This window comes from Shewanella marina JCM 15074 (assembly GCF_000614975.1).
In the GTDB taxonomy this organism is placed as follows: domain Bacteria; phylum Pseudomonadota; class Gammaproteobacteria; order Enterobacterales; family Shewanellaceae; genus Shewanella; species Shewanella marina.
Genome location: NZ_BALM01000001.1, coordinates 203,042 through 229,115, shown reverse-complemented (window position 1 = coordinate 229,115; position 26,074 = coordinate 203,042). Strand labels below are relative to the sequence as shown.

General features: G+C 40.8%; 24 protein-coding genes and 2 pseudogenes. 18 read left to right on the top strand and 8 right to left on the bottom strand.

All coding sequences use genetic code 11. The features are described 5' to 3' along the window. Positions 1 to 253: 253 nt before the first annotated feature. The 4 genes from JCM15074_RS01045 to JCM15074_RS01030 all read left to right on the top strand — a co-directional run bounded on the left by JCM15074_RS01045 (position 254) and on the right by JCM15074_RS01030 (position 7,189). Positions 254 to 2,161, top strand: a complete 1,908-nt coding sequence (locus JCM15074_RS01045) for a BCCT family transporter (protein WP_025819442.1) — start codon at positions 254 to 256, stop codon at positions 2,159 to 2,161. Between the two features lie 110 nt (positions 2,162 to 2,271). Continuing rightward, positions 2,272 to 2,817, top strand: coding sequence for a YbhB/YbcL family Raf kinase inhibitor-like protein (locus tag JCM15074_RS01040; protein WP_037468790.1), 546 nt, complete (start codon positions 2,272 to 2,274; stop codon positions 2,815 to 2,817). Positions 2,818 to 3,188: 371 nt separating this feature from the next. Then, positions 3,189 to 5,426, top strand: a complete 2,238-nt coding sequence (locus JCM15074_RS01035; protein ID WP_025819440.1) for a TonB-dependent hemoglobin/transferrin/lactoferrin family receptor — start codon at positions 3,189 to 3,191, stop codon at positions 5,424 to 5,426. Positions 5,427 to 5,638: 212 nt separating this feature from the next. Continuing rightward, positions 5,639 to 7,189 carry an MFS transporter gene (locus JCM15074_RS01030; RefSeq protein ID WP_025819439.1) on the top strand — a complete coding sequence of 517 codons (1,551 nt, stop codon included), beginning with the start codon at positions 5,639 to 5,641 and terminating at the stop codon, positions 7,187 to 7,189. A gap of 40 nt (positions 7,190 to 7,229) precedes the next feature. Here the strand turns inward: JCM15074_RS01030 and JCM15074_RS01025 are convergent, their stop codons facing one another. Then, positions 7,230 to 7,940: a pseudouridine synthase gene (locus JCM15074_RS01025; protein ID WP_025819438.1), complete on the bottom strand. Its 711-nt coding sequence runs from the start codon at positions 7,938 to 7,940 to the stop codon at positions 7,230 to 7,232. 5 nt (positions 7,941 to 7,945) lie between these two features. After that, positions 7,946 to 8,566: a helix-turn-helix transcriptional regulator gene (locus tag JCM15074_RS01020; protein WP_025819437.1), complete on the bottom strand. Its 621-nt coding sequence runs from the start codon at positions 8,564 to 8,566 to the stop codon at positions 7,946 to 7,948. 141 nt (positions 8,567 to 8,707) lie between these two features. Between JCM15074_RS01020 and JCM15074_RS01015 the strand changes: the two genes are divergently transcribed. From JCM15074_RS01015 to JCM15074_RS00985, 7 genes are all read left to right on the top strand, one after another. After that, on the top strand, positions 8,708 to 9,298 hold the full coding sequence (locus JCM15074_RS01015) for an NADPH-dependent FMN reductase (protein ID WP_025819436.1): 591 nt from the start codon (positions 8,708 to 8,710) through the stop codon (positions 9,296 to 9,298). A 10-nt stretch (positions 9,299 to 9,308) separates the two neighbouring features. Next, on the top strand, positions 9,309 to 9,728 hold the full coding sequence (locus JCM15074_RS01010; protein WP_025819435.1) for a VOC family protein: 420 nt from the start codon (positions 9,309 to 9,311) through the stop codon (positions 9,726 to 9,728). A gap of 167 nt (positions 9,729 to 9,895) precedes the next feature. Then, positions 9,896 to 10,615, top strand: a complete 720-nt coding sequence (locus JCM15074_RS20340) for a phosphatase PAP2 family protein (protein ID WP_025819434.1) — start codon at positions 9,896 to 9,898, stop codon at positions 10,613 to 10,615. Between the two features lie 70 nt (positions 10,616 to 10,685). Next, a complete protein-coding gene (locus JCM15074_RS01000) occupies positions 10,686 to 11,528 on the top strand; it encodes a MipA/OmpV family protein (protein WP_025819433.1) in 843 nt (280 codons plus the stop codon). Then, on the top strand, positions 11,528 to 11,959 hold the full coding sequence (locus JCM15074_RS25525) for a DUF3019 domain-containing protein (protein ID WP_025819432.1): 432 nt from the start codon (positions 11,528 to 11,530) through the stop codon (positions 11,957 to 11,959). Before JCM15074_RS01000 ends, JCM15074_RS25525 begins: the two co-directional genes overlap by 1 nt. Next, on the top strand, positions 11,959 to 12,672 hold the full coding sequence (locus tag JCM15074_RS00990) for a response regulator (protein ID WP_025819431.1): 714 nt from the start codon (positions 11,959 to 11,961) through the stop codon (positions 12,670 to 12,672). Before JCM15074_RS25525 ends, JCM15074_RS00990 begins: the two co-directional genes overlap by 1 nt. 15 nt (positions 12,673 to 12,687) lie before the next feature. Then, on the top strand, positions 12,688 to 13,947 hold the full coding sequence (locus tag JCM15074_RS00985) for an ATP-binding protein (RefSeq protein ID WP_025819430.1): 1,260 nt from the start codon (positions 12,688 to 12,690) through the stop codon (positions 13,945 to 13,947). Here the strand turns inward: JCM15074_RS00985 and JCM15074_RS00980 are convergent. Beyond that, positions 13,944 to 14,246, bottom strand: coding sequence for a DUF1289 domain-containing protein (locus JCM15074_RS00980; RefSeq protein ID WP_025819429.1), 303 nt, complete (start codon positions 14,244 to 14,246; stop codon positions 13,944 to 13,946). The genes JCM15074_RS00985 and JCM15074_RS00980 overlap by 4 nt on opposite strands. A 114-nt stretch (positions 14,247 to 14,360) precedes the next feature. Here JCM15074_RS00980 and JCM15074_RS00975 point away from each other — a divergent pair, with 114 nt between their 5' ends. Next, complete coding sequence (locus JCM15074_RS00975; RefSeq protein ID WP_025819427.1) at positions 14,361 to 14,798, top strand: DUF4136 domain-containing protein; 438 nt, start codon at positions 14,361 to 14,363, stop codon at positions 14,796 to 14,798. Positions 14,799 to 14,830: 32 nt separating this feature from the next. On the opposite strand, the pseudogene JCM15074_RS20335 reads toward JCM15074_RS00975, so the two are convergent. From JCM15074_RS20335 to JCM15074_RS20325, 5 genes and pseudogenes are all read right to left on the bottom strand, one after another. Beyond that, positions 14,831 to 15,792: pseudogene (locus tag JCM15074_RS20335) on the bottom strand (D-2-hydroxyacid dehydrogenase). A 15-nt stretch (positions 15,793 to 15,807) separates the two neighbouring features. Beyond that, entirely contained in the window at positions 15,808 to 16,449 is a 642-nt protein-coding gene (locus JCM15074_RS00965) for an outer membrane beta-barrel protein (protein WP_025819426.1), read from the bottom strand. Positions 16,450 to 16,559: 110 nt separating this feature from the next. Further along, entirely contained in the window at positions 16,560 to 17,339 is a 780-nt protein-coding gene (gene djlA, locus JCM15074_RS00960) for a co-chaperone DjlA (protein ID WP_025819425.1), read from the bottom strand. A 17-nt stretch (positions 17,340 to 17,356) separates the two neighbouring features. After that, positions 17,357 to 18,027, bottom strand: a pseudogene (gene murU / locus JCM15074_RS20330) (N-acetylmuramate alpha-1-phosphate uridylyltransferase MurU). A gap of 1 nt (position 18,028) precedes the next feature. Beyond that, entirely contained in the window at positions 18,029 to 19,027 is a 999-nt protein-coding gene (locus JCM15074_RS20325) for an aminoglycoside phosphotransferase family protein (RefSeq protein ID WP_037468783.1), read from the bottom strand. Positions 19,028 to 19,170: 143 nt separating this feature from the next. On the opposite strand from JCM15074_RS20325, the gene lptD reads away from it, so the two are divergent. The 6 genes from lptD (at position 19,171) to JCM15074_RS00920 (ending at position 26,034) form a co-directional block, all read left to right on the top strand. After that, positions 19,171 to 21,513 (top strand): LPS assembly protein LptD, encoded by a 2,343-nt coding sequence (lptD, locus tag JCM15074_RS00945; RefSeq protein WP_025819424.1) that lies wholly within the window; start codon positions 19,171 to 19,173, stop codon positions 21,511 to 21,513. Between the two features lie 91 nt (positions 21,514 to 21,604). After that, entirely contained in the window at positions 21,605 to 22,936 is a 1,332-nt protein-coding gene (surA, locus tag JCM15074_RS00940; protein ID WP_084266922.1) for a peptidylprolyl isomerase SurA, read from the top strand. A 9-nt stretch (positions 22,937 to 22,945) separates the two neighbouring features. Beyond that, positions 22,946 to 23,938 carry a 4-hydroxythreonine-4-phosphate dehydrogenase PdxA gene (gene pdxA, locus JCM15074_RS00935; protein WP_025819422.1) on the top strand — a complete coding sequence of 331 codons (993 nt, stop codon included), beginning with the start codon at positions 22,946 to 22,948 and terminating at the stop codon, positions 23,936 to 23,938. Positions 23,939 to 23,941: 3 nt separating this feature from the next. After that, positions 23,942 to 24,748 (top strand): 16S rRNA (adenine(1518)-N(6)/adenine(1519)-N(6))-dimethyltransferase RsmA, encoded by an 807-nt coding sequence (gene rsmA, locus JCM15074_RS00930; protein ID WP_025819421.1) that lies wholly within the window; start codon positions 23,942 to 23,944, stop codon positions 24,746 to 24,748. Positions 24,749 to 24,800: 52 nt separating this feature from the next. Then, a complete protein-coding gene (apaG, locus tag JCM15074_RS00925; RefSeq protein ID WP_373278859.1) occupies positions 24,801 to 25,190 on the top strand; it encodes a Co2+/Mg2+ efflux facilitator ApaG/CorD in 390 nt (129 codons plus the stop codon). 28 nt (positions 25,191 to 25,218) lie between these two features. Next, complete coding sequence (locus tag JCM15074_RS00920; RefSeq protein ID WP_025819419.1) at positions 25,219 to 26,034, top strand: symmetrical bis(5'-nucleosyl)-tetraphosphatase; 816 nt, start codon at positions 25,219 to 25,221, stop codon at positions 26,032 to 26,034. Positions 26,035 to 26,074 lie beyond the last annotated feature (40 nt).

Sequence of the window (26,074 nt, the reverse complement as noted above, 5' to 3'; positions counted from 1 at the left end):
TTTAACGCATTTGTTAACAAATATCAGCCTACCTCAAGCATCTTTGTATCACACTGTTTCAGCCCATTGATTTGAATCACAAAATCATCCAATAGTTTGAATTTACAATCGACATAAAGTTAACAAAATATTAATTTAATGAATAATTAACGTTGCGCATATTTTATGCCATTCGTACATTTTTACTTATTTTATTACCTGTAATCAAACCGTTTCATACTGGATGTTTTACATTCAAGGACTGACAATAATGATAAAAAAAGATTTTGACCTCATCGACAAACCCACCTTTTTTGGTGCGCTTGCGATGCTATTTTCAGTGGTTATTCCACTAATACTATTTCCAACGCAAGGCGCAGAATGGATTGCCGTCGCTAAATCATTTATGACTGATAAGCTCGGTTTTCTCTATTTAGCACTGGGCCTTGCCTCTTTCTTCTTTATGCTTTACATCATCTTCTCTGACATTGGTCAGATCAAGTTAGGTGATGCAGATGAAAAACCTGAGTTTAATACCGCTTCATGGGCGGCAATGTTATTTTGTGGTGGTATTGGTGCCAGTATTCTTTATTGGGGGGTAATTGAATGGGCGTTTTACTTCCAAAACCCACCATTCCAGCTAGAACCAGGCAGTGAAGAAGCTGTACGTTGGGCTGCAACCTATGGTGTATTCCATTGGGGGCCAATTGCGTGGTGTATTTACCTTGTTCCTGCAATTCCAATCGCCTACTTCTTCTATGTTCGTAAACAGCCAGTATTAAAAATCTCTAGTGCATTAATGCCAGTGATTGGTGAAAAGAATAGCCATGGTGCAATGGGTAAAGTCATTGACGTATTGTTTATTTTTGGCTTACTTGGCGGCGGCGCAACCACACTCGGTTTAGCGGCTCCCTTGATCACCGAAGGTATTAATAATTTGTTCGGTGTGCCTAAAACAACAGGTGTACAAATCCTTGTTCTATTAGCTTGTACCTCTATTTTTGCTTACTCAGCATACGCTGGTATGGAAAAAGGCATTAAGGTTCTCAGTAATATCAACTTCTGGGGAGCGATGGGATTATTGGCCTTTGTACTAGTCTGTGGCCCAACTATCTTTATGCTAGAAACGGGGTTAGATTCGTTAGGTCGTATGCTATCTAACTTTTTTGTGATGGCAACATGGGCTGAACCTTTTGGTGGTATGGGTACCTTTACTGATACTCACTTCCCGCAAGATTGGACAATCTTCTACTGGGCATGGTGGTTAGTATTTGCACCGAGTATGGGTCTATTTATTGCTCGTATCTCACGCGGTCGTACTATTCGTCAAATGGTCGCGGGCTCAATCTTCTTTGGTTCATTTGGTTGTTTCCTATTCTTTATGATTTTGGGTAACTTCGGCCTATCGCTACAATTATCCGGTCAACTTGATGTGGTTGGCGTATTAAATGCCGAGGGAGCTACGACAGCAATTTTCGCCGTACTGGGTGAATTACCATTTAGTAAGCTAGTTATCGCAGTATTTACCCTATTATGTTTAATTTTTACCGCAACAACCTTTGACTCTATCTCATACATTTTAGCCTCAGTAGTACAAAAGAACGTTACCGATGATCCACTACGTTGGAACCGTCTATTTTGGGCATTCACGTTATCATTTATGCCTTCAGTACTGTTATTTATGGGTGGTTTAGCAACCCTACAGACCGCAGCTATTGTCGGTGGTCTACCACTATTGGTTATCGCAGTAATGTTGATGGTTTCAGCAGTTAAAGCAGCAACCTTAGACTTAAGCCATCAAGATGATTATGTTGACCCAGTAATCAATATTGAAGAACTACCAGATGTTGATCCTTGGAGTAAAGAAGGTACTGCATTAGCTAAATTTGAACAGCTACGTGACGTTGCCATTGAAGCTGCAGATGCTGAGCGTGAAGCGCTAAACAATATCTGGCTATTGAAAAAGCAGTTACGTAAAGAAGCCCTAGCGCGTGGTGAGTCTGGTGTCGAATTAGGTGATATTCCTGAAGAGATCAAAGATCAACTGCAGCAGCTAACAGATGAAGCTATGCAAGCAAAGGAGCGTAAGATTGAAGCCTCTGAACTTGCCCAAGCAGCCCGTGCTAGCTTTACTGAGTTAATGAAAGAACGTGAATTAAAACAGGATGAGCAACTCGCTTAATAGCCATTTACCTTCACTTTAAAAGGGCGCATTTGCGCCCTTTTTCATAAAAACGATAAGGTGTTTAGATTAGTCTATACTCAAAGGATCACTTCCAACCGAGTCTAATTATGCGCAATATTTTTCTCATCATAAGTCTATTGCTAAGTAGCCCCGCCATTGCAAACTTTACCCTCAGCAGTCCCAGTGTTACCAATGGCCAATCATTTAGTAATGAGCAATTATTTAACCAATGGGGTTGTACGGGTAAAAATATTTCACCTGAGCTTAATTGGACCGATCCACCAGCAGGCACCAAAAGTTTTGCGATAACATTATACGACCCTGATGCACCAACTGGCAGTGGATGGTGGCATTGGCTAGTACTTAATATCGAGCCAACTATACGTACCTTAGCCGCTGACGCTGGTAATTTAAGCCAAAAAAATATCCCCGCAGGCTCGCGTATGATCCGTAATGATTTCGGCTTCTTTGGTTACGGTGGTGCTTGCCCTCCCCCTAACGCTAAGCCGCACCAATATCATCTCACTATTTATGCGCTAGATACTGACAAAATATCTATCCCTAAAGATGCCTCTGGCGCTTTAGCTGGTTATTATATTTTGCAACACAGCTTGGCTAAATCAGTATTAATAGCCCCAACAAATGCCCGTTAAATGCTCAACATGATTCATTAAGTTCATATTAAAGTAGGCCTAGCTTAGACCTACTTTATTTTCTAGTTTTAATGTAAAAATAACCATAAACATTAATCAATATTTTGCAGCTATATTTCCACTGAACGCTGCAATTTCAAATAGCTTTTATATATTATCGATCACTAAATTTAGCCAATATGTGATCAGCACCATCAATTTGCTGCATTTCGTGAAACAATCCTCAATTACCGCAACATAACGATTCCATTTAATCAAATTTAGATCTAGCTAAAGGATCTTATGCCAGAGCTTGATTAGACTTGCCCGCAATATATTCATCCTAAGAATAATTTTCATTATCATTACCAATGATTGAAATAGGAAAAATCATGAAACAGGCGCGTCTTAGTCTACTTACATTAGCGATTAGCTCAGCATTAATAGCCCCAACATTAGCAGAACAACAACCCGAAATTATTGTTGTATCAGGTAATCGTATGGAACAAAAACTTGAGCAAGTAGCAGGTTCTATTGTGGTTATTGATGAAGATGCAATTACACGCAATATGAGCAATGACTTTGGCAGCCTGTTCCAAAATGAATCAGCCATCGGTATCAAAGGCGGTGCGGGTAAACCAACCACAGTGACCATTCGTGGCATCGGTGGCAACCGCGTGATGATGGTAAAAGATGGTGTGCGCGTCAATAATCAGTATGCATCACCACTTGGCCCGGGCGCTGAAGGTACAGGTCGCGGCCTGACTGAAGTACAAAGCTTAAAGCAAGTTGAAGTCGTAAAAGCAGCGGCATCAACTATGTATGGTTCTGATGCTCTAGGCGGCGTAGTCGTGATGCGCACCAAAGATGCAGCAGACTATCTACAAGGTGAAGATCATTATGTTGCTGTCAACGCTGGCTACACCGGTGTTAACGATGAAGCAACCGCAGGTTTCACCGCCGCTAATAAATTAGGTAATTTTGAAAACTTAATCAGTTATCAACATCGCGACGGTGAAGAAGCGCAAAACTTCTCTAATGACTTACCTGATAGTGATATTAATCAAGACAGCATTTTGTTCAAAAGTAAATATCACTTTAATGAACACACCAATGTGCAGTTAAGCCTTGATTATCTCTCTCAAGATCTCACTCGTACCGAAAATGAATACGATAAAAAAGGCCTACTTGAAGATCAGTTAGATACACAACGTGGCACTGAAGTACTCAATGGCAGCATTACTCTTAATTCAAACAAGCCGACGGCATGGCATGATGACTTAAGTGTTGTACTCTATTTTGGCCAAACCAACCAAGATGAAGATCGCCAATACTACAGTTATGATAAAAACCAAGTAGCAAGCTTTGATAAATCTCGTAAATATGAGTTTGAAGATGCCCGTTTAGGTTTAAACAGCACTTTCAATAAATATATTGGCAGTGATACTTATGGCCACAGCATTACTTATGGTCTAGATCTTGAGTTATCAGAAATGCTGCGTCACCGTAGCTATGCTGAACTAGACAAGAAAGGCAACTGGCAAGTGAGCTATCCGTTTACTTTTGCTGACACAGAGAGCCAACGCTTAGGCCTATTCTTCCAAGATGATGTCACCTTAATGGATGGCAAACTTAACCTAATTGCAGGTTTACGTTATGACAGCTTTAAAAATACGCCTGATAAATCGACCTTAACAGCCGAACAAGATCCTGCTAATTTTGATCCAATGAGTGACAATTTCTGGTCGCCAAAATTTGGTGTAATTTACCACCTTGCTGATGAAGTCAGTATTTATGGTCAGTACACTTATGGTTACAAGATGCCAACCCCAGATCAAAAATGGGGTGAATTAGTCGTCCGTGAGCCGGGTATGCCATTTGATGTACTCATTAAGCCTAACTACGATTTACAAGCCGAATACAGCCATACATTTGAAATTGGGGTGCGTGGTAATCACAGCGATACTAACTATGAATTAACTGCTTTTTACAGCCAAGTTAAAGATTATATTGATTGGCAATTCCTAGGCATGGGTGTTATCAATATTCCATTTATTGGTGAGCATACTGATAACCTGCAATATGGTTATTATAATCGCGATAATGTCACCCTATACGGCTTTGAAGCTCAAGTCAGTCAGTGGTTTGGTGATTCATTTGAGGTGTGGGGTAACTTATCTTATACCTACGGCACCGATCAAAATGGTGATTATTTAAATACCATCAGCCCATTTAAAGGCACTGTTGGTGCCAATTACTATACTTCTATCGCGGGCTTTGAAACTGACTTTGCAACCACGGTTCGTTTTGCAGATAAAATGGATCGCACCACGGATATGGACATCGTAATTGATAAAGTCTGCGTGATGGGAATGTGTTTACCGGGTGATAGTTTTAATACCGTTTATAACACACCAGGTTATGCGGTTATAGACCTAACTATGGGCGTTAATTTAACCGATAATTTCACTATGCGTGCAGGTATCTATAATATCTTAGATAAAGAATATATCGATTATGCTGACGTAGCGAGCCAATCAAAATTCCTACTGAACTCATTAGGCACGCCTGATAGCAACTTTACCCAACCGGGACGACATGTTGCGATTACAGCTAACTATCAGTTTTAATTAACTCGTAAACATCCCTAAAGGCCTCAAATGAGGCCTTTTTTAGTTTTCCAGCTCGCAACTTTGGTTATTTTTAAGCCTCAATGATTGGTATTCATGGTTAAATTGGATAAAGTATCCTCTCAATCACAAATTGATATCAATATTGCAACTGAATCAGCATCCAGATCTTCAGCATGCAACATAATAACAACTAAAAATAAAGGTTAACTATGGGTAATCAAAATTCTCATTCAGGTAATGACCTGCGCGAGGTAAAACAACTGGGAATGTGGGCCTCCATTGCCAGCCTTAGCTATGTTTTCTGGCTAGTTGGCGGCATGGAATTGGTCGAACGAATTGCCTATTACGGTGTAAAGGCCAGCGCGGGTTTATATGCCAAAGATCCTGTCTCTGAAGGTGGTTTAGGTATTAGCCTATCAGATTACGGTATCATTATTTCGACTTGGGCAATCATGCAAACCTTTATTCCAGTATTTACCGGCGGTATTTCCGACCGAGTGGGTTATAAAGAAACTATTTTTGCCTCAACCCTAATCAAGATTAGCGGTTACTTAGTGATGGCATTTTTCCCATCATTTTGGGGCTTCTTAGCGGGTGCGATGCTACTTGCAGCAGGTACTGGTATTTTCAAACCCGGTATTCAAGGCACGCTTGTATTATCAACCCATCGAAATAATACCACCATGGCTTGGGGTATTTTCTATCAAGTGGTGAATATTGGTGGCTTCTTGGGGCCACTGGTTGCAGTGCATATGCGTCAGCTATCATGGGATAACGTATTCTATGCGTGTGCGGCCATTATCTCGCTTAACTTCCTGTTCTTATTAACCTATAAAGAACCAGGCAAAGAGGAGCGTTTAGCCCGTAATGCTAAAGTGAAATCAGGCGAGATCCAGCAAGAAGCCCTCTGGAAAGATGCTTGGCATGAATTAAAGAAGCCAGTAGTTATCTACTATATGCTGGTATTCTCAGGCTTTTGGTTCCTGTTTAACTCACTCTTTGACGTATTACCTATCCATATTAGTGAATGGGTTGATACCAGCGTTATCGTTACCACTTTGTTTGGACCAGAAGGAACATCAAACGGTATTTTACAGTTCTGGCTAGGGCTTGATAATGAAGGCACCAAAGTGATGCCTGAAGGCATGTTAAACTTGAATGCCGGTCTGATTATGACCACATGTTTCCTTGTGGCCGCTTTAACCGCTAAGTATCGCATTACAACGGCAATGCTAGCCGGTGCCCTATGTTGTATTGCCGCCTTTATGATTATTGGCGCGACCAATGCAGCTTGGATGATGGTTGCCGCTATCGCCTTATTCTCTTTAGGCGAAATGATGATTAGCCCGAAAAAGAATGAGTTCATGGGTAACATTGCCCCTGAAGGTAAAAAAGCCATGTATCTTGGTTTTGTGATGTTACCGCAAGGTATCGGTTGGGGCTTAGAGGGTTACTTTGGCCCTAAACTGTATGAGATGTATGCCTCAAAAGAGATGTTCTCAAGAGAGTTACTGATTGAACGTGGTATGCCTGCAACTGAAGTAGCCAATATTCCTCAAGGTGAAGCATTTACAACGCTTGTATCTTATACAGGTGAAACCGCCCAACAACTGACCCAATATCTCTATTCTATCCATGATATTGGTATGGCTTGGTACATTATTGGTGCAATTGGCTCTATCTCTGCCGTGGGTATCTATATTTATGGTAAGTGGTTACTAACACTACAACGCCAAGATATGCAAACTCAGGCTGTTTAACCCTATCTACGCTAAGGGAGGCATTCGCCTCCCTTACACTTTATTTAATTAATAATAACTTCTCTTGTTCTGTTAATAATCGACTTTGCCCTACAGCCAAACTTGCATCTAAGGCTAACCCTCCAATCTGATAACGATGCAGCGCCATCACTTGATTTTGGAAACGACCAAACATGCGTTTTATTTGATGATAACGTCCTTCTGTAAGTTCAACTTCAGCTACATAATCACTGAGAATACGTAATACCGCAGGCTGGGTGGTAATGCCTTCATAATCAAAATAAAACCCTTTCGCAAAAGCCTCGATATAGTCTTCAGTTAGTGGCTTAGCCAAGGTTACCCGATAATACTTACTGACTTTATACTCAGGTTCCATAAGCTTTGTTGACCAACGGCCATCATTGGTCAGCAACACCAATCCCGAAGTGTTTAAATCGAGTCGGCCAACAAGATGAAGCTCTGTCTTTTGCGGGTGCTGCAATAAATCTATCACTGTTTGATGTTTATCATCCACAGTGGCACTTACCACACCGACAGGCTTATTGAGCATCATATAAATAGGTTGATTTTGCTGTAATACCTGATCATCAAATACTACATGACTAAACTCATTAACCTGTAAATCGATATCTCGAGCAATAACCCCATCAACAGTGACTCGACCTTGTGCTAACAATAATCTGATATTTTTCTTATTAATACCGGTTCGAACACTGATAAAGCGATCTAATCGCGCGCGTTTTGATTGCATCTGTTCTACTCTAATGGCTCAAATAAATAACAACAGCGGCGAGCCCCCTCAACAATATGCTCAACTCGACTCACTCTCGCCTGTTCAATAAATAGTTGCTGAAAGATATCTAACTCTGATCGACAAAAACTTTGACATACTTTGGCGGCGCTACAAATGGGACAATGATTTTCGATTAACAATAAGTTTTGCTCAGCGATAACCACCTGAGCCATATAACCTTCATCTGTGCGAATTTGCGCCAACTTAGTTAATTTAGTTTGCAGATCACAACAGACTGCTAATTGCTGCTGATACTCTTTAAACATACTCAGCTCACGGCTCTCAATAAGCTTATCTAAGCCTGAGTCACCAAACACTTGCTTAACCGATTCAATTAACTGCAACGTCAATTCGCTATGGCGGTCACCAAAATGGTGCTCACTTTTTTCAGTTAAAAACCAGTAACGCGTTGGACGACCACGCAGGGCTTTTTGGTCTCTAAAATCAACCTCCCCCGATTGTTCCAATGACAGCATATGCTGCCTGACACCCATCGTTGTTAAGGTCAGTGCCTGCGCCAACATTTTTGCGCTCATCTCACCTTCGGTTTTGAGTAGATTTAAAATCTTATTATTGGTTTTCATCGCGCCCTCCTATGACACATTATCAAAGCTCCCCACTAATAAGTAAACTTTTTCATTTATATAAGTATTGACTTATTTAAATAAACATTTTACTTTACTTAACATTAAGTAAACATTTTTATTTATTTAATTGGGAGCGACATGAAATTACTTGTTATCAGTAGTAGTCATCGAACACCGTCACAAAGCTTAAAAGTCGGACAATATATGACTGAGCAAGCCACTATGTTTCAACAGATTAATCATCTGCAATTAAACCAATATGATTTACCTTGGTGGGATGGTGATAGTGAAACGAGTAAAGGAAAACTCTGGCCCTACATTTCAAGCTTATTACAACAAGCGGATGCTTATGTGTTGATTACCCCTGAGTGGAGCGGGATGGCCACGCCGCTGCTCAAAAATTTACTGATGATGTGTGAAAGTGAATTAACAGGTCATAAACCAGTACTACTGGTATCAGTCGTCAGCGGCATAAGCGGTGCCTATCCCATTAGTGAACTACTCATGTCTGCATTTAAAAACAATAAGATGGTGGCAATACCTGATTATTTAATTATTCGTCACGTCGAAACACGACTCAATCACAAAATTAATCAAGCTAATCATCATGACCAATCTATAAGGCAACGAATTCACTACAGTTTGAATATGCTTTCTCACTATAGCCAAGCCTTAATTCAACTAAGACAAAACATCACCCCAACTACACAATACCGTTATGGTATGTAAGGAGCCTACAATGTTTCATTTAGAACACTTAAATCTCGTTGTAAACGATATCGATAGTAGCGTTAAATTTTATCAAGCCGCCTTCCCTCATTGGAACATTCGTGGTGGTGGTAAAGGCAGTTGGTATGGTAAAGCCAGAAATTGGCTCCATTTAGGCGATGATTATCAATACTTAACACTCAATGATGATGCCGATAGTCCGGTAAGAGACATCAAAGGACATCAAGCTGGGGTCGCTCATTTTGCTTTTGTTGTTGACGATATTGATGGCATAACGCAGCGTTTGACCCAAGCTGGATTTACGGTAAGTAATGACGGTGCTAATGAAACTTATAAGCGTAATATCTATTTTACCGATCCTGATGGAATTGAAGTTGAGTTTGTGCAATATCTAACGGACATTCCAGCACAACGAAATCAATACCAATAGCCCATATCTCTGCATACGCTAAATACCCACCTATATCCCCAAATACAAAATGAGTTAAGCCATCCATTTTGTATCTCCCCTACCTTACATATGTAACAAACTGTATATCTAATTCACATGGGCTCTGCTAGTATCTATTCTGGGAACAACATATATAGAACATTTGAATGATATCATCCGTAAAGCAAGCCCACCGCAACGAATTAACTCAATTATTACTCATCCCCAGCTTACTGTTTTTTATTCTAATGTTTATGTTTGAGCATTTTCAGCTCGACTTATATTTTGCAGATTGGTTGTATCAATTAGAAGGAGCAACCTCAGGTTGGCCGCTACGTGATGCTTGGTTCACTCGCCATATAATGCATGATTTGATACATGATATTGTTGTGGCTTTTGCGATATTGCTACTATTTACTATCATTGCCAGCTTTAAAATCAATAGACTAAAAGCAGCAAGAACAGGACTCATCTACCTATTACTGACCATGTTAATCACCACCATTATTGTCGGTATTTTAAAGAAGGTAACCCATGTCAATTGTCCATGGGATCTCATCCGTTATGGTGGTTTACAACCTTATGTCGATACTTTTTCGGCGTTACCAGCCAATGTCAAACCGGGACAATGTTTTCCTGGTGGCCATGCCACCAGTGGCTATGGCTGGATTGGAATATTTTTTATCTGCCGTCTTTATTGGCCTAAATGGCAATACTGGGCATTATCCGCCATTTTGCTATTCGGGTTTAGCTTAGATATTGATCAACAAACGCGCGGAGCACATTTTGCTAGCCACGGATTATGGACACTGGCGATTAGTTGGTGGGTCAGTTGTATTGCTTACCTGTTATTCTTAAAAGCAAAGGTAACAATTAGTAACAAGTGATACCGGCTTGTTTCATCCATGAAAATGCATGATAAACTGACTACATTATCATCAGTATTTAAATGCCATTATGTATAAAAAGATATCATTAACACTGTTACCGATTATTGCCACTGCGTGGCCTGCTCATGCAAAACAGCATTGTAATGCCGATGATGATTGTATTTTGATGAACCAATGGCAAATAGCCTTAGCCGCAGGCTGGGGTCAAAGACAAAATCCCGTAGCAGCATATGACGATATGGATTTATACCTAATCCCTAATATTGCTTATTACGCTGAAAGCTGGTTTTTTGATAATGGTAATTGGGGTTATACCCTGACCGACCAAACCCATTACAGTGCCAATTTAACGACCCTATATACTGCTGACCGATCTTGGTTTGAACGATGGGATCCCGTTAATATTTTTATTCATTTAGGGCAACCATTAACAATATCTGATCCCGATGAATTACAATTAGTAAAACAAAGACAAAATCGTGACTTTACTTATCTAGGTGGTATTGACAACTATTTTTATACTGATTTTGGTCAAATTAAAGCGAGTTTTCACCACGACTTATTTAATGTCCATAATGGTAGCCAAGCTGAATTAAAATGGCGCCAACATTGGCAACTTAACAATATCGTTATTGATCTTGCATTAGCCAGTACTTGGAAAAGTAAAAGACTAATTAATTACTATTACGGCTTTCGTGCCGACGAAAATTTGAACATTCATCAAACTTATCAACAAAAGTCCGGATTCAATCGCTGGATTGAGCTCACAACACGATACCGATTTGATACAAATTTTGATATACTTGGCGCTGTTCGCTATACCAAACTAGCAGAATCAATTGTGGCAAGTCCTTTAATTAATGAGGAATACACCACTACCTACTTTATCGGCGCACTCTATAGGTTTTAATGCAGGTGATGCTTTTAAGAAGAATTATTCCCCCAATAGCATGCATTCTATCTTGCTGTGCTTTTTTCATATCTAACGTTTGGGCAGCCGAAAATCTGCCAAATAGTGAGACCCAGTTACAATTAACACCAAAATTTTGTATAACCTCGTCCACAAAAGATAGCTGTCAGCTTGAAATTACACTAACATGGCAGCTACCTAAGCCAAGTCTAATTTGTATCGAGTCAAGTAGTCCTGATATACCTCGCTGGTGTAGCACTGATCTCACGAACAACTCATTAAAAGTAGCCGTCACCACTAATAAGAATGTTGACTTTACTTTGCTTAGTAAAACAAATAACCAACCGCTGGCAAATGCAATACTCAAGGTAACTTCTGTAACAGAGCCTCAAGTCCGCCGGCGCTATCGAAACCCGTGGAGTTTATTCTAATGACCAACCCGCAAGAGACCCATAGAGTATTATTGGTTGAAGATGATATTCGTCTAGCGAATCTGATTGTAGACTTCTTAAAGTCTAATGGTATGCATGTAGAGGTCGAACGCCGTGGTGACACAGTGTTAACTCGTCTGATCAACTACAAGCCTGATATTATCTTACTGGATATTATGTTGCCTGGAATGGATGGCTTAACTTTATGTGAAAAGTTACCCGATTATTTCCACGGTCCAATCCTATTAATGAGTGCATTAGGTTCAAATGAAGACCAAATTAAAGGTCTTGAACTAGGTGCTGATGATTATATTGTTAAGCCTGTTGACCCAGCATTATTGGTTGCACGTATTAACAACCTATTACGTCGTCATACTCAGCCACCAAAAGCAGAATCACATTGTTTATGCTTTGGTAAATTAAGCATCGATCCGCATAGTCAAACTATTCGTCTTGGTGAAAAAGAAGTTGACCTAACAAGCCATGAATTTGAGCTACTTTGGTTACTTGCTTCGCAAGCTGGCCAAGTACTTAGTCGTCAATTTATTTATCAATACCTACTTAATATTGATTTTGATGGTAAAGACAGAAAGATCGACGTTCGTATTTCGCGCCTAAGAAAGAAATTAGGTGACAACATCGAAACACCGTTCAGAATTAAAACAGTTTGGGGTCAAGGTTACTTATTTGCTCCAGAAGCTTGGAATAACTAATTCTAAGGTTAGAGTGTGAAGCGTCTTTTTATTAGCTTATATCTGTTGCTCAGCCTAAGTTTGTTAGGCATAGGTTGGACTTTAGATAGTATTTGGCAAAAAAGTGTTGATGACAGTCCAGTTATTGATGCTCCGTTTGTTGCACTGGCACAGTTATTAACTCAAATACCTGAGCCGCAAAGGCAAATTTATTTAGACAAGATCAACAAAGATCCGGCTCTACCTTTGCATGTGTACGCCACTAATGAGATTGCGCTTCCGCCTGGTGAAACCTTGATGCCTAACAAGGTTTTCACTACTACGACGGACGATAGTCATCAACTACAATTTATTAAAGTTGGCGATCAAGTATTAGTCGCAGGCCCACAAATCATTGACCCTTATGCAGGTTTACGCAGTGTGCTTACGCTGTTTTTCTACCTATCATTAGCCATGGTCGCGATGATTTGGGTATGGCCGTTATCACGAGATTTACGCACCTTACGTCATGCTACCCAAGCACTTGGGCAAGCCAAATGGGACACTCAGATTGAGTTAGCTAATAGCTCTCAAGTAAAACCATTAGCGATGACATTTAATGAAATGTCGCGTCATATCAGCTCTCTTATCGAGAACCAACGCCATCTTTCCAATGCAGTATCGCATGAGATTAGAACGCCACTGGCACGTCTTAAGTTCGCACTGGCATTACTGCCGATGTATTGTAAGCCGGAAGCAGATAGTGAACGTCGCGATCAAATCATGGATGATATGCAAATTGATATCAAAGAGATGGAAACCTTGCTGCAAGAATTACTAAGCTACGCTAGCTTAGAATCATCGCCATTGCATAATGCTGCACCATGTAATTTAAGTGAAATCGCAAGCCATACTGTTGCTAAGCTGCAACAGCATCAAAGTGTGCCTATTGAGCTAATTGTTGATAATCCAGATATTATGCAACAAGGTGAAGCACCAATGATTGAACGCGCATTGCAGAACTTAATTACCAATGCTCAGCGATTTGCCCAGCATCAAATTAAAGTTCATGTTGGAGAAGATGCAGAACAGCGCTTTATTGAAGTCATTGATGATGGTGAAGGTATCCCTGTTGATGAACAAGATAAAGTCTTTGTTCCCTTTTACCGTAGTCAATCTGCACAAAATGGCAATAAAGGTCATGGTTTAGGTTTGGCTATTATCAAACGTATTATGCAGCGCCATCATGGTGAGGTTCGTCTTACAAGCCGAGCGGGTGAAACAAACTTTACCCTATACTGGCCTAAAAAAGATTAATCTAAACTAAACTCACTTAAATCGAGATCATCATCGCTAGCATCAAAATCGAAAGCGGTATTTTGTTGCTGTCTTTGAACTTGAATTTGTTCTAACTGTGCCTTCCTAATTGCAGCAGCACGGCGTTTACGTCGCTGCTGACATAAACGAATGACATTCTCTTTTTGAATAACACTTAGTTTTTGCCAATGAAAACGTTCATCCCTGCTACGTAAACAGCCCTTACAATAACCACGGCTATCTGATTGGCATACGCCAATACAGGGACTGGGAATATCGAAGAAGGTTAACTGTTCCATATATCCTCTTAGCCAATAGGTATTAAACAAAGTTAATCTAGCAGCGACTTGCGATACTGTACGTTATGGCGCAAAGTTAAAGCATATATCGTTTTCATTGCATGAGTTTTTATTATGTTGTCACGCCTACTGTTCATTATCTTATTATCTTGCTCCAGTGTTACCGCCTTTGCAGCAACGGCGCAGATAGACTATAACCCTGCTAACCATATCGACAAATTAACTAACTTCTTAATCGTACCAACAGGTATAAATGATGATACTAAAGTCACTCAAGCGATTGATTATCAAGTAAGTCGTGTACTAACCCAAGCAGGCTATAACGAATATCAACGTGTACCAGACTTCTTAGTCAACTATAGCTTAGCGCCTAAAAACGGTAAACAAGACTTTATTATTGAAGCTTATGATCCAAGCCGCGTATTACTATGGCGTGGAAGCTTAACCCTTGCAAAATGGCCAACACAATCACTTGCCCAACGCGAAGTATTACAAAAGGCATTGATTAAAATCTTAGCCAAATTCCCACGTAAATTAGATCCACAAGAATAATCAGCTAGCACACAGCGACTAAAAAGGAGAGCTTAGCTCTCCTTTTTATTGACTTGGTTAACCGCATTTCCTTGAATAAATGCCGCTAAATTATCCACTGCAATTTGCAATAACCGCCCACGTGCTTCGAATGTGGCCCAAGCAATATGCGGCGTAATCGTAACATTAGCACAAGATAGCAGTGGATTATCAGCTTGAGGAGGTTCGCTTGATAGCACATCAAGCGCGGCATAAATTTGGCCTTGATTTAAAGCGGCTGCTAACGCAGATTCATCAATTAAACCACCTCGTGCCGTATTGACCAATAACGCCTTGGCTGGCATTAATTTGAGGGTATTAGCATTGATCATCTGCTCTGTTTCACCAGTGAGCGGACAATGCAAACTAACCACATCTGCAGTGGCTAATAATTCTGTTAGAGTAAGCCATTGATAACCTAATTGGCTCACCTTAGTCGGATGACGACTATTAACCAAAACATGCATGCCAAACGCTTGACCAATTTGCGCCACTTGCTGACCTATATCACCTAGCCAACAATGCCGAGCTTTTTACCTTTTAACGAATTAAGCGGCGCTAAGGTAAAACAAAAATCATCCTGCTGTTGCCACTGCCCTGCTTGGACGGCTTGATGATGTAGCGCGACTTGAGAGTAATGATGGAGTATATGGGCAAATACCATTTGTGCTACCGCATCTGGGCCATAGGCGGGCACATTGGTTACGCATATTTGCTTTGCTGTTGCAGCGGCTAAATCGACCATATTGACCCCAGTCGCTAATACACCAATGTATTGAAGCTTGGGTAATTGATTTATCTCATTTGCAGTTAAAGGGGTCTTATTAGTAATAACAATTTCGGCATCTTGACAGCGCGTCACAATATCAACAGCTTGGGTGCGATCAAATACGATTAGCTCACCATATTGTGCTAATCCATGCCAGCTTAAATCTCCAGGATTCAAGCTATAACCATCTAACACCACTATCTTCATTAATCGCACTCTTTTCTAGAAGGTGATCTTAATACCGAGATTAGCTTGTGCTTGCCAAAAAATGTCTGAGCGAATATGCCACTGACACTGATTACCATCACAAAAAATGTCGCTATCATTATTAACAAAGGTCCCCATACCACGAATATCTGCGGTTAACGCAAGATGATCAAATAAATGATAATTGGCCCCCAAGCCAAAACCCATCGAAAAATAAGTTTCGCTGGATAAATTATTATCAGGTCTTAGATGGGTCGCACCAATGCTAACGGTCACAAAAGGTTCAAAACGTCCCTGAGGAAACATTAAGCTGCCGCCAAGGTGTAAATAATCGACATCTACATCAATTAACTTACCTTCGCTTCCTGCTACAGTATTGAATAATGAAGTGGATTGAGTGGAATAGAGCAAATAAACATTACCAGGATCAGGCGTATTAACGCCAACCTGTAAACCATAATGTTGGCTTTCATCTAAATTTGCCCGCTCGATAACGCCGTCACGATTAGTCAGTTCAAATTTACTGGTCGCAAAACTATAGCCACTGTATGGCACAATATAAAAATCTTCGTATTGTTGGGCTAATGCTGCCGATGATGAGCCCATCAGCGTTAATAATAAGCCCGAGTTTATTAACCGCTTTACCTTTGTGTTCATGCCATACTCCTTTAGCATATCCCAAACGGCCTAAACCACTACTTAGTAAAATCGATAGCAATTCAAGCCGCTTAGGTATAAATCCATTACTGACTATATGAGATAGGTTACTAACGCATACCACGTTCCGTTTTAACGCGATCATACGCTTTTTGGATATCTTGGGTCTTTTGCTTAGCCAACTGCATCATCTCTTCAGGTAAGCCTTTGGCAACTAATTTATCAGGATGATTTTCACTCATCAACTTACGGTAAGCACGTTTAATCGTTTGATCACTATCTGCCGCTTGCACACCTAGAATTTGATAAGCATCTGTAATTGAGGTTTGATTAGTCCCCGCTTGCTGATGGAAGCTGTATTCGGCTTGCCAACGTGCTAACAAACCATCCAACTGCGCCTGTGTGAAGCCTAATTGCTTCGCAATAGTAACTAAGATTTGGTATTCATTAGGGTGTAATTCACCATCAACCAGTGCCGCTTGGATCTGAATAGTCAGGAACATCTGCAATAAATCTTTACGCCCCATCGACATGAGTCGAAATGCTTTTAAGCACCCCACAATATCAAACTGACTCTCTTTACCCTCACGAAATGCAGCTTGTGCATCTTTGCGCGCACTGCCACTTAACTGCATTTGATCCATTAACATACTGGCTAATTGAATATCAGCTTGAGTCACTCGCCCAGATGCTTTAGCAATATGCCCCATTACCGCAAAAGTACTATTAAAGAACAATGCCTTACGATTAGTGCCATGTTTAAGCACCGCACTTAACTCACCTTGACGGCGATCATATAAATGCCCTAGCCATAAGCCTAATAATGCACCAAAAAAGCGGCCAAAAATAAAGCCAATAATACCGCCAAACAGCTTGCCCCAAATCCGCATAATACCTACTACCTAACCTATTTCACTATATTTTGTTGTTGACGATCATTTAATGCTTCAAGTCGTTCCATGGTGCCTACATCACACCAGAATCCCTCAAATAAACTGCCTTGCACTCGACCTTGCTGCATATGTTGACGCATCAATGGTGCTAAAGGAAATGCACCATCAGTACAATCATTAAAGAAGTCGGGATGGAAAATCGCCATCCCCGAATAAGTATGGCAATCATCGCCACTCGCCTGTAGCTGACCTTCACAAAGTGCAAAATCACCCAACGGATGCTGCGGTGGATTAGCCACCAACACAAATGGGCTAAATTATTGGGCGCTAATTGCGGCAAGGTTAATTCACCTTCAATAAAAACATCACCATTAAGCACTAAAAACGGATCATGGCCCAATAAAGCTAAGGCTTGTTTAATTCCACCGCCAGTTTCAAGCGCTATAGATTCCGCACTGTATTGAATCTTAACACCATAACGCTGACCATCACCTAAAAAAGCAACCAGCTTATCGCCTAACCAAGCATGATTGATGACAATATCAGTGATCCCCATCTTAGCGAGACGCTTAATATGGTAGACAATCAAAGGCTGTTTATTAACCTCAACCATAGGCTTAGGCACAGTATCGGTTAGCGGTCTAAGTCTTTCGCCACGTCCAGCGGCTAAAATCATCGCTTTCATATTAACTCTCAAAACGGGGTAAAAGTACGTCTGCCACCCACTTAGATAATGCTTTTAACTCATCATATTGTGATGCGATATCAACGATATAAGACAATGTAAGCGGAATGTCTCGCAAATAAGCTGTTTTACCATCACGGTGGTTTAAGCGAGCAAAAATACCAGCAGCTTTTAAATGACGCTGAATCCCCATCAAGTCAAACCAGTGACTGTATTGGCTATAAGGTACTTCAGCAGCCAATAAACCATGCTCGATACATAATTGGTAATGATACTGTTTAAGCTGTTCAACTTGTGTGGCTGGCCAACGGATATAACAATCACGCAGTAACGATACGGCATCATAGGTTATTGGACCAATCACAGCATCTTGATAATCAATGACCCAAAGTTGTTGCTGCTTAACCATCAAATTACGACTATGAAAATCTCGATGCATACCCACTTTAGGTTGCTGAGCTGCATTATTAATTAACGTAGTGAAGACCTGATCAAACATGACTTGTGTGTCACAATCTAAACAGATTTGACAATGCACGCCAAGTAACCAATCTTTAAAGATATTAAGCTCTCGCAACACAAACTCACCATCATAGGTAGGTAACGGTTGCTGCTGACAATCTTGTACCTGCGCGATCACGGGCAGTAATTGCAGTGCTTGTTGGTATTGGCTGACAATATTGTCTTCGCTCAATACCGTTAATAACTGTGTATCGCCCAAATCAGATAACAGCATAAAACCATTTTCTTCATCAAAATCAATCACTGTTGGCACATTTAAGCCAGCTTCAAGATAACGTTCAGATAAACGCACAAAAGGAATGTTATTCACCAGAGCCGGAGGAGAATCAACTACAATATAACTTTTAGCTTGAACTTCAACCCGAAAATAGCGTCGAAAACTAGCATCACCAGAGATCAGGCTTGGCTCAACCGCCATGCCAAAATAATTCGCTAAATAGCGACATAAACAAATAAATCTGGGTTCACAATGGGTCATTGCATGGCTCTTAGTGGAAAATTGTTTTATTATAACGGCAATTTGTATGCACTTATTACATATTTATTGGAGAGCAGCCATTTTAATTGCTGTTTTCTTATTCCTTATAGCTCAGACGAAGAATTCATAAATTAATTATTAACATGCAGATCCGTTATTTTGTGGCTTTAAGCCTACTACCCCAGCTAGTCTTAGCAGACGAATCCGCAGTGGTCACAGCACCTCAATCCCCGTGCTCTTCGCAAGCTGAGTGTGTGATCACTCCGCCAGTACCACGCTACATTCCGCAGCCCGATGCTGACGGAAAAATCGATCTTGAGCAAATCAGAATTGCTTCTGATAGCACCCATGCCCAATTAAATGACAAAGCAGAATTTAATGGCGATGTTGCTATCACCCAAGGCGAACGCCGTATTATGGCTGACCAAGCGATTTTAAATCAAAAAGCCCAGCAGCTTGACGCTAAAGGTCACTTAGTATTTCAAGACCCACAATTTACCATTACCGCTGATTCATTGGTCGCACAAATGCACAATAACAGTGCAGTATTAGATGGCGCCAAATATTGGTTAACTGGTCAACAAGTTCATGGTGATGCTAAGCAACTTGAGATTACCCCTGACAATAACTTAGTCTTGACCGACACCGATTTTACCACCTGTCCAGCCGATAACCCGTCATGGTTATTGCAAGCTGGTAAGATCAAAATCGACAGTAAAGAGGAATGGGGTGAAGTTTGGGATGCCAAACTTCGACTAGGCGGTATTCCTGTGTTTTATGTGCCTTATATGACCATTCCAGTGTCAGATAAGCGTAAAACCGGCTTTTTATTCCCAAGCTTTAGTACCAGTAGCAGTAACGGCGTTGAAATATCAACTCCTTACTATTGGAACATTGCACCAGAATATGATTTGACTTTTAACCCAACCATTATGACTAATCGCGGTTTATTCCTAAAAACCGAGTTTCGTTACTTAGCAGGTGAAGATCAGTCAGGTCAACTTAACCTTGAATACCTCGGTAAAGATCGTACCTTAACGGGTCGTCCAGACCGTTATTTGTACCACTGGCAACAACAGGGGTCTATCGATCAGCATTGGCGAGTGTTAGCTAATTATACTGATGTTTCAGATAATAATTATTTTAACGATTTCAATTCAGATATTAACCAATCTACGGATAACCAACTCAACCGAGTTGGTGAAATGAGCTATCTGGATACCAACTGGAACGTGAGCGCCCGCGTCCAAGATATTAAAGTACTTGGTGAAGATGAAACTCCTTACCAAGTCATGCCACAAGTTAATTTTAACTACTGGGCGCCAGCAACATGGCACGACCTAGACTTTAAGTTTAACTCTGAAATGACGCGTTTTAATAACACTGATTACCGCCCTGACTCAGCAACGACTACAGGCGCTAAAACAGCAACGCGTTTGCATATGGAACCGAGTATCACTTTACCGCTTTATGGCCCCGCAGGCTCATTAACCAGTGAAGTGAAGTTAATGCAAACCAACTACTGGCAAGATGATGCACCAGAACATTTAGGGCTTAAAAAGCATGTGAGCCGTACCATTCCTGAAGTACGTATTCACGGCAAGATTAACTTTGAGCGTTCACTCAATCTATTTAGTGAAAACTATAAGCAGACCTTAGAACCGCAAGCGCAGTACTTATATGTCGGTTATCAAGACCAATCTGATATTGGTTTATATGACACGGCATTACTTCAAGATGACTACTATGGTCTATTCCGTGATCGTCGTTTCTCAGGTCTTGATCGTATTGCCGATGCTAACCAAGTAAGCTTAGGTTTAACGACCCGACTTCTTGATGATCATAACCAAGAGCAATTTAAATTCAGCTTTGGTCAAATTTTCTATATCAAAAATAGCCGGGTTAGCTTATTTGATGATGTTGAGCAAGATAAGCCATCATCATCTGTACTTGCTGCAGAATTAGATGCCAAAGTCACTCAAGACTGGTACATCAGCAGTTCAGTACAATATGACACAAAATTCAGAACCACTAAGAAAAGTGAAGCAACATTAGATTTCCGTCCAAGTACCAATAAATTGGTGCAGTTCAGTTATCGCTATGTGCCCGATTTGCTTAATACTAACACCAACGATCGCGTCAATATTTCACAAGCAGGTTTTAGAACCGCTTGGCCAATTACAGACAACGTCTACTTTGTGGGTAACTGGTATTATGACCTGAACGAGAGTCGTAATATTGAGATTTATACTGGCCTGCAATATGAATCATGCTGTTACGCAGTACGCTTAAGTTATCATCATAATATTAAGACTAACTATGACGATATCATTAGCCCAAGTATTGAAGCGCGCGAGCAATTTGATAGTGGTTTTTATCTTAACTTTGTCATTAAAGGTCTAGGTGGCTCAGGTCCATTAGGAGTCACAGATATGCTAAATGACGGTTTATTTAATTACCGTAAACCGCTTTATTTGAGGAATTAAGCAATAATTGTGTTAAATTGCTGAACCTCCATATAGTGATATAGTCCAACCTAGGATAAAAGAGCCTGCATCTTAACGTGCGGTATCAATAATGAAAGAAGCAAGGATTTTGTGGATGAAAGTCTGTAACAGATTGATTTTAGGTTTTTTAGCCCTAGTGCTAAGCCATAGTGCATTAGCGATTCCACAGCAACTTGACCGAGTTGCAGTGCAAGTTAATGACGGCATTATTTTACAAAGCGAAGTCAACAACATGGTGGCAAGCGTAAAAGCCAACGCTAAAGCTGCAGGACAAAAATTACCGTCAGATAAAGCGTTAACTACGCAGGTTATTGACCGTCTAATTCTGACTCGCCTTCAACTGCAAATGGCACAGCGTATTGGTTTACATGTCGGTGACATGCAACTCGATCAGGCTATTGATAATATTGCTAAAGAACAAAAATTAACTGTACCTCAAATGCGTAGCCAAATTGAAAAATCTGGTATGAGCTGGGGACAATATCGTGAGCAACTACGTGAAGAGATCACCTTAGGTGAAATCCAACGTATTCAGGTGCAACGTCGTATTCAAGTATCACCACAAGAGATTTCAAGTTTAGCTAAATTGATCAAAGATCAAGGCATGAAGAACGTGGAATATCAAATTGGTCATATTTTAATTGAAGTACCAAATAACCCAACTAGCGAGCAATTAGCCGCTGCAACTAAGCGTGCCGACATCGTACTTAAGCGTCTAAAAGATGGTGCAGACTTCCGTCAAACCGCTATTGCATCTTCTGCTGGCCCTAAGGCGCTAGAAGGCGGTGTTTGGGATTATATGAACATCAACGAAATGCCGACTTTATTTGCCGAAGTACTGACTAACGCAAAGAAAGGCGACATTATTGGCCCGATTAAAAGTGGTGCTGGTTTCCATATCATCAAAGTATTAGGTGTGAGAGGCCAAGAAACAAAAGAAGTTGAAGAAGTCAAATCTCGTCACATTCTATTAAAGCCATCACCAATTTTATCCGAAGATCGTGCTAAAGCGATGCTTGAGCAGTTCAGAACTGAGATTCTAGATCACAAAGCCACTTTTGCTGAGTTAGCGAAAAAGTACTCTGAAGATCCAGGTTCCGCAGCGAAAGGCGGTGAACTCGGTTGGGCTGAACCAAGTATTTATGTACCAGCGTTTGCAAATGAGTTGAATACATTAAAAGTTGGCCAAATTAGCCAACCATTCCGTTCAAGCCACGGCTGGCACATTGTACAGTTAGAAGCTAAACGCAAAACAGATGCCACTGAACAGTTTAATACTAACCGTGCGCACCAATTAATTTTCCGTCGTAAGTTCAATGAAGAACTACAAAACTGGTTAGATGAATTACGTTCAGATGCATATATCCATGTAATGGAACCAACTTCATCAAACCGAGGTTAATCGTATTTTATGACTAAACGTATCGCTATCACTCCCGGCGATCCCGCCGGGATTGGTCCAGATTTAGTTGTACAACTAGCTCAGCAGGCTTGGCCTGCTGAGCTAGTTGTTTGTGCTGATCCTGGGATGTTAGCCACACGAGCCAAATTATTAGGATTACCACTCAACTTGCGACCGTACCAACCTTCGTTGGCGCCAAAGCCGCAAGAAGCTGGTACCTTAACCATAGTGCCATTTAACGTTAATGCACCAGTGCACTGTGGCAAATTAGATGAGTCAAATGCAGCTTATGTGGTCGAAACCTTGCGTTATGCAGGTGAAAAAAACATGAGCGGCGAGTTTGATGCAGTGGTCACTGGCCCTGTACATAAAGGCATTATTAATCAATCCGGTATTCCATTTAGTGGGCATACTGAATTTTTTGCCCATCAAGCAGGTTGTAATGATGTTGTGATGATGCTGTCAGCACCTAAACTGCAAGTTGCATTAGTCACGACACATATTCCTCTAGCCTATGTGTCAAAAGCCATTACTAGAGAAAGACTGCACCAAATCATCCGTATTTTACATGATGATTTAATCAATAAATTTGCAATCGAAGCACCCAAAATCTATGTCTGTGGCTTAAACCCACATGCGGGCGAAGATGGCCATCTCGGTCGTGAAGAAATTGACACTATTATTCCCGCGCTGGCAGAACTGCGCCAAGAGAATATTAATGTCATCGGTCCTCTGCCAGCCGATACTTTATTCCAGCCAAAATATCTTGATGACGCTGATGTTGTATTAGCTATGTATCATGACCAAGGGTTGCCCGTTTTAAAATCATTTGGCTTTGGTCATTCGGTTAATATAACGCTAGGTCTACCTTATATCCGCACATCAGTGGATCATGGCACCGCGCTGGATTTAGCGGGTACAGGCAAGGCTGACAAAGGTAGTTTTGTTTGTGCTCTTAATAAAGCCATTGAGTTGGCTGAGAGAACTAAAGTTAGTAAGTGATTAATGAGTAGCAATAAAGTCCATTTAGGCCATACGGCCAGAAAACGTTTCGGTCAAAACTTTTTGACTGACAACAATGTAATTAACCGCATTGTTGGTGCAATTGCACCTGACAATGAGCATGTGATGGTTGAAATTGGTCCGGGCCTAGCAGCACTTACCGAACCCGTTGCAGAAGCCATTGATAACCTCACCGTGGTTGAGCTAGACAAAGACTTAGTTGAACGTCTAAAAACTCATCCATTTTTAAAGGACAAACTGACCATCTATCAAGGTGACGCATTACAGTTTGACTTTAATCAGGTGATGGTTGCTGGCAAGAAAATGAAAGTATTCGGTAACTTACCTTATAACATTTCAACGCCATTAATGTTCCACCTATTCACTTTTGCAGAGCATATTGAAACGATGCACTTTATGCTGCAAAAAGAAGTGGTACTGCGTTTATCAGCAAGCCCTGGCTGTAAAGCCTACGGTCGCTTAACGGTAATGGCACAATATTTCTGCCAAGTGGTCCCTGTACTTGAAGTACCACCAACAAGCTTTACACCACCACCAAAAGTTGATTCAGCAGTAGTACGTTTGCTACCTTATGAAAATAAGCCTTGGCCATGTAAAGATGTTGATACTTTAAGACATTTAGTTACAACCGCATTTAATATGCGCCGTAAAACACTGCGTAATAACCTTAAGCAATTATTATCAGATGATGATTTTGCTGCATTGGGTATTGACGCAAGTTTACGTCCAGAGCAAATATCGGTTCCACAATATGTAGCAATGGCAAACTTATTGTGTGAAAAAGCATAAAAATCGGGCGCTATTGCGCCCCTTTTTTTAACTCATAAAATAGGTTCTATTTATGCGCCAGCTGACTGAATTAACGGACTCAATCAAGATTTGCGTAGAAACTGAATATATCGAACAACAATCAGATCCTGATGATGGTAAATATCTGTTTACCTATACAGTCACCATTAGCAATTACGGTAATGATGCCGCAACATTAGCCAGTCGCCATTGGATTATCACCGATGCTAACGGCCATCGTTCAGAGATTCAGGGCAAAGGCGTCGTCGGTGAAACCCCAACCATAGAACCTAACACTAGCTTCCAATATACCAGCGGCACAGTCTTAGAAACGCCATTGGGTATAATGCAAGGCTGTTACCAGATGGAATCAGTTTCAGGTACTAAATTTGATGCGCCAATCAAACCATTTAGATTAGCCGTGCCAGGATTGATTCATTAATTTTCTAATGTGGATGTAAGGGAATTTTGTGGCACATTATTTTGTCGGTGATATTCAAGGCTGCTTCAACGAACTACAACGCTTATTACAACAAGTCGACTTTAATCCTTCTAAAGATCAATTATGGGCAGTAGGTGATTTAATCGCTCGAGGTCCAGACTCATTAGCAACCCTGCGATTTTTTGCGGAATTAGAAGATGCAGCAAAAACGGTGCTTGGTAATCATGACCTACACTTGCTTGCAACTCATGCAGGCTTAAAACGAGTCAAACCTAATGATAAACTTGGCGCGTTGTTGGCTGCTGATGATATAGACAAGTTAATCAATTATATTCGTCAACAACCTCTCTATCGAGAGCTACCGCAACATCAGCTGATGATGACTCATGCAGGTATTCCGCCACAGTGGGACTTTGCTACAGTAAAACGTGAAGCTGATGCAGTGAGTGCAATATTAAAATCAGATGACTATATCGAAGCCATCATTAGTAAAATGTACAACGACAGCGCAGAACAATGGTCAGAGCAACTCACGGGCAGTGACCGCTTGCGTTATTGTATTAATGCCCTCACTCGTATGCGCTACCTGCACCAAGATGGCAGCTTAGACTTTGCCTGCAAAACGCCACCAAGTGAATCAAATTCTGATCTGATGCCATGGTTTGAGTTCCCGCAAACTCAACTTAAAGCAGAGCAAACGATTGTCTTTGGTCATTGGGCGGCATTAATGGGCGAAACTAACAAGCCCAATATAAAAGCCCTTGATACCGGTTGCTGTTGGGGTGAATATATGACGCTTTGGCATCTTGAAAGCAATGAGTATCTGACTCAAAACGCTTTATAACCCTCAAGTACTTTGTCAACAAAAAAGCCGATGTAATAAC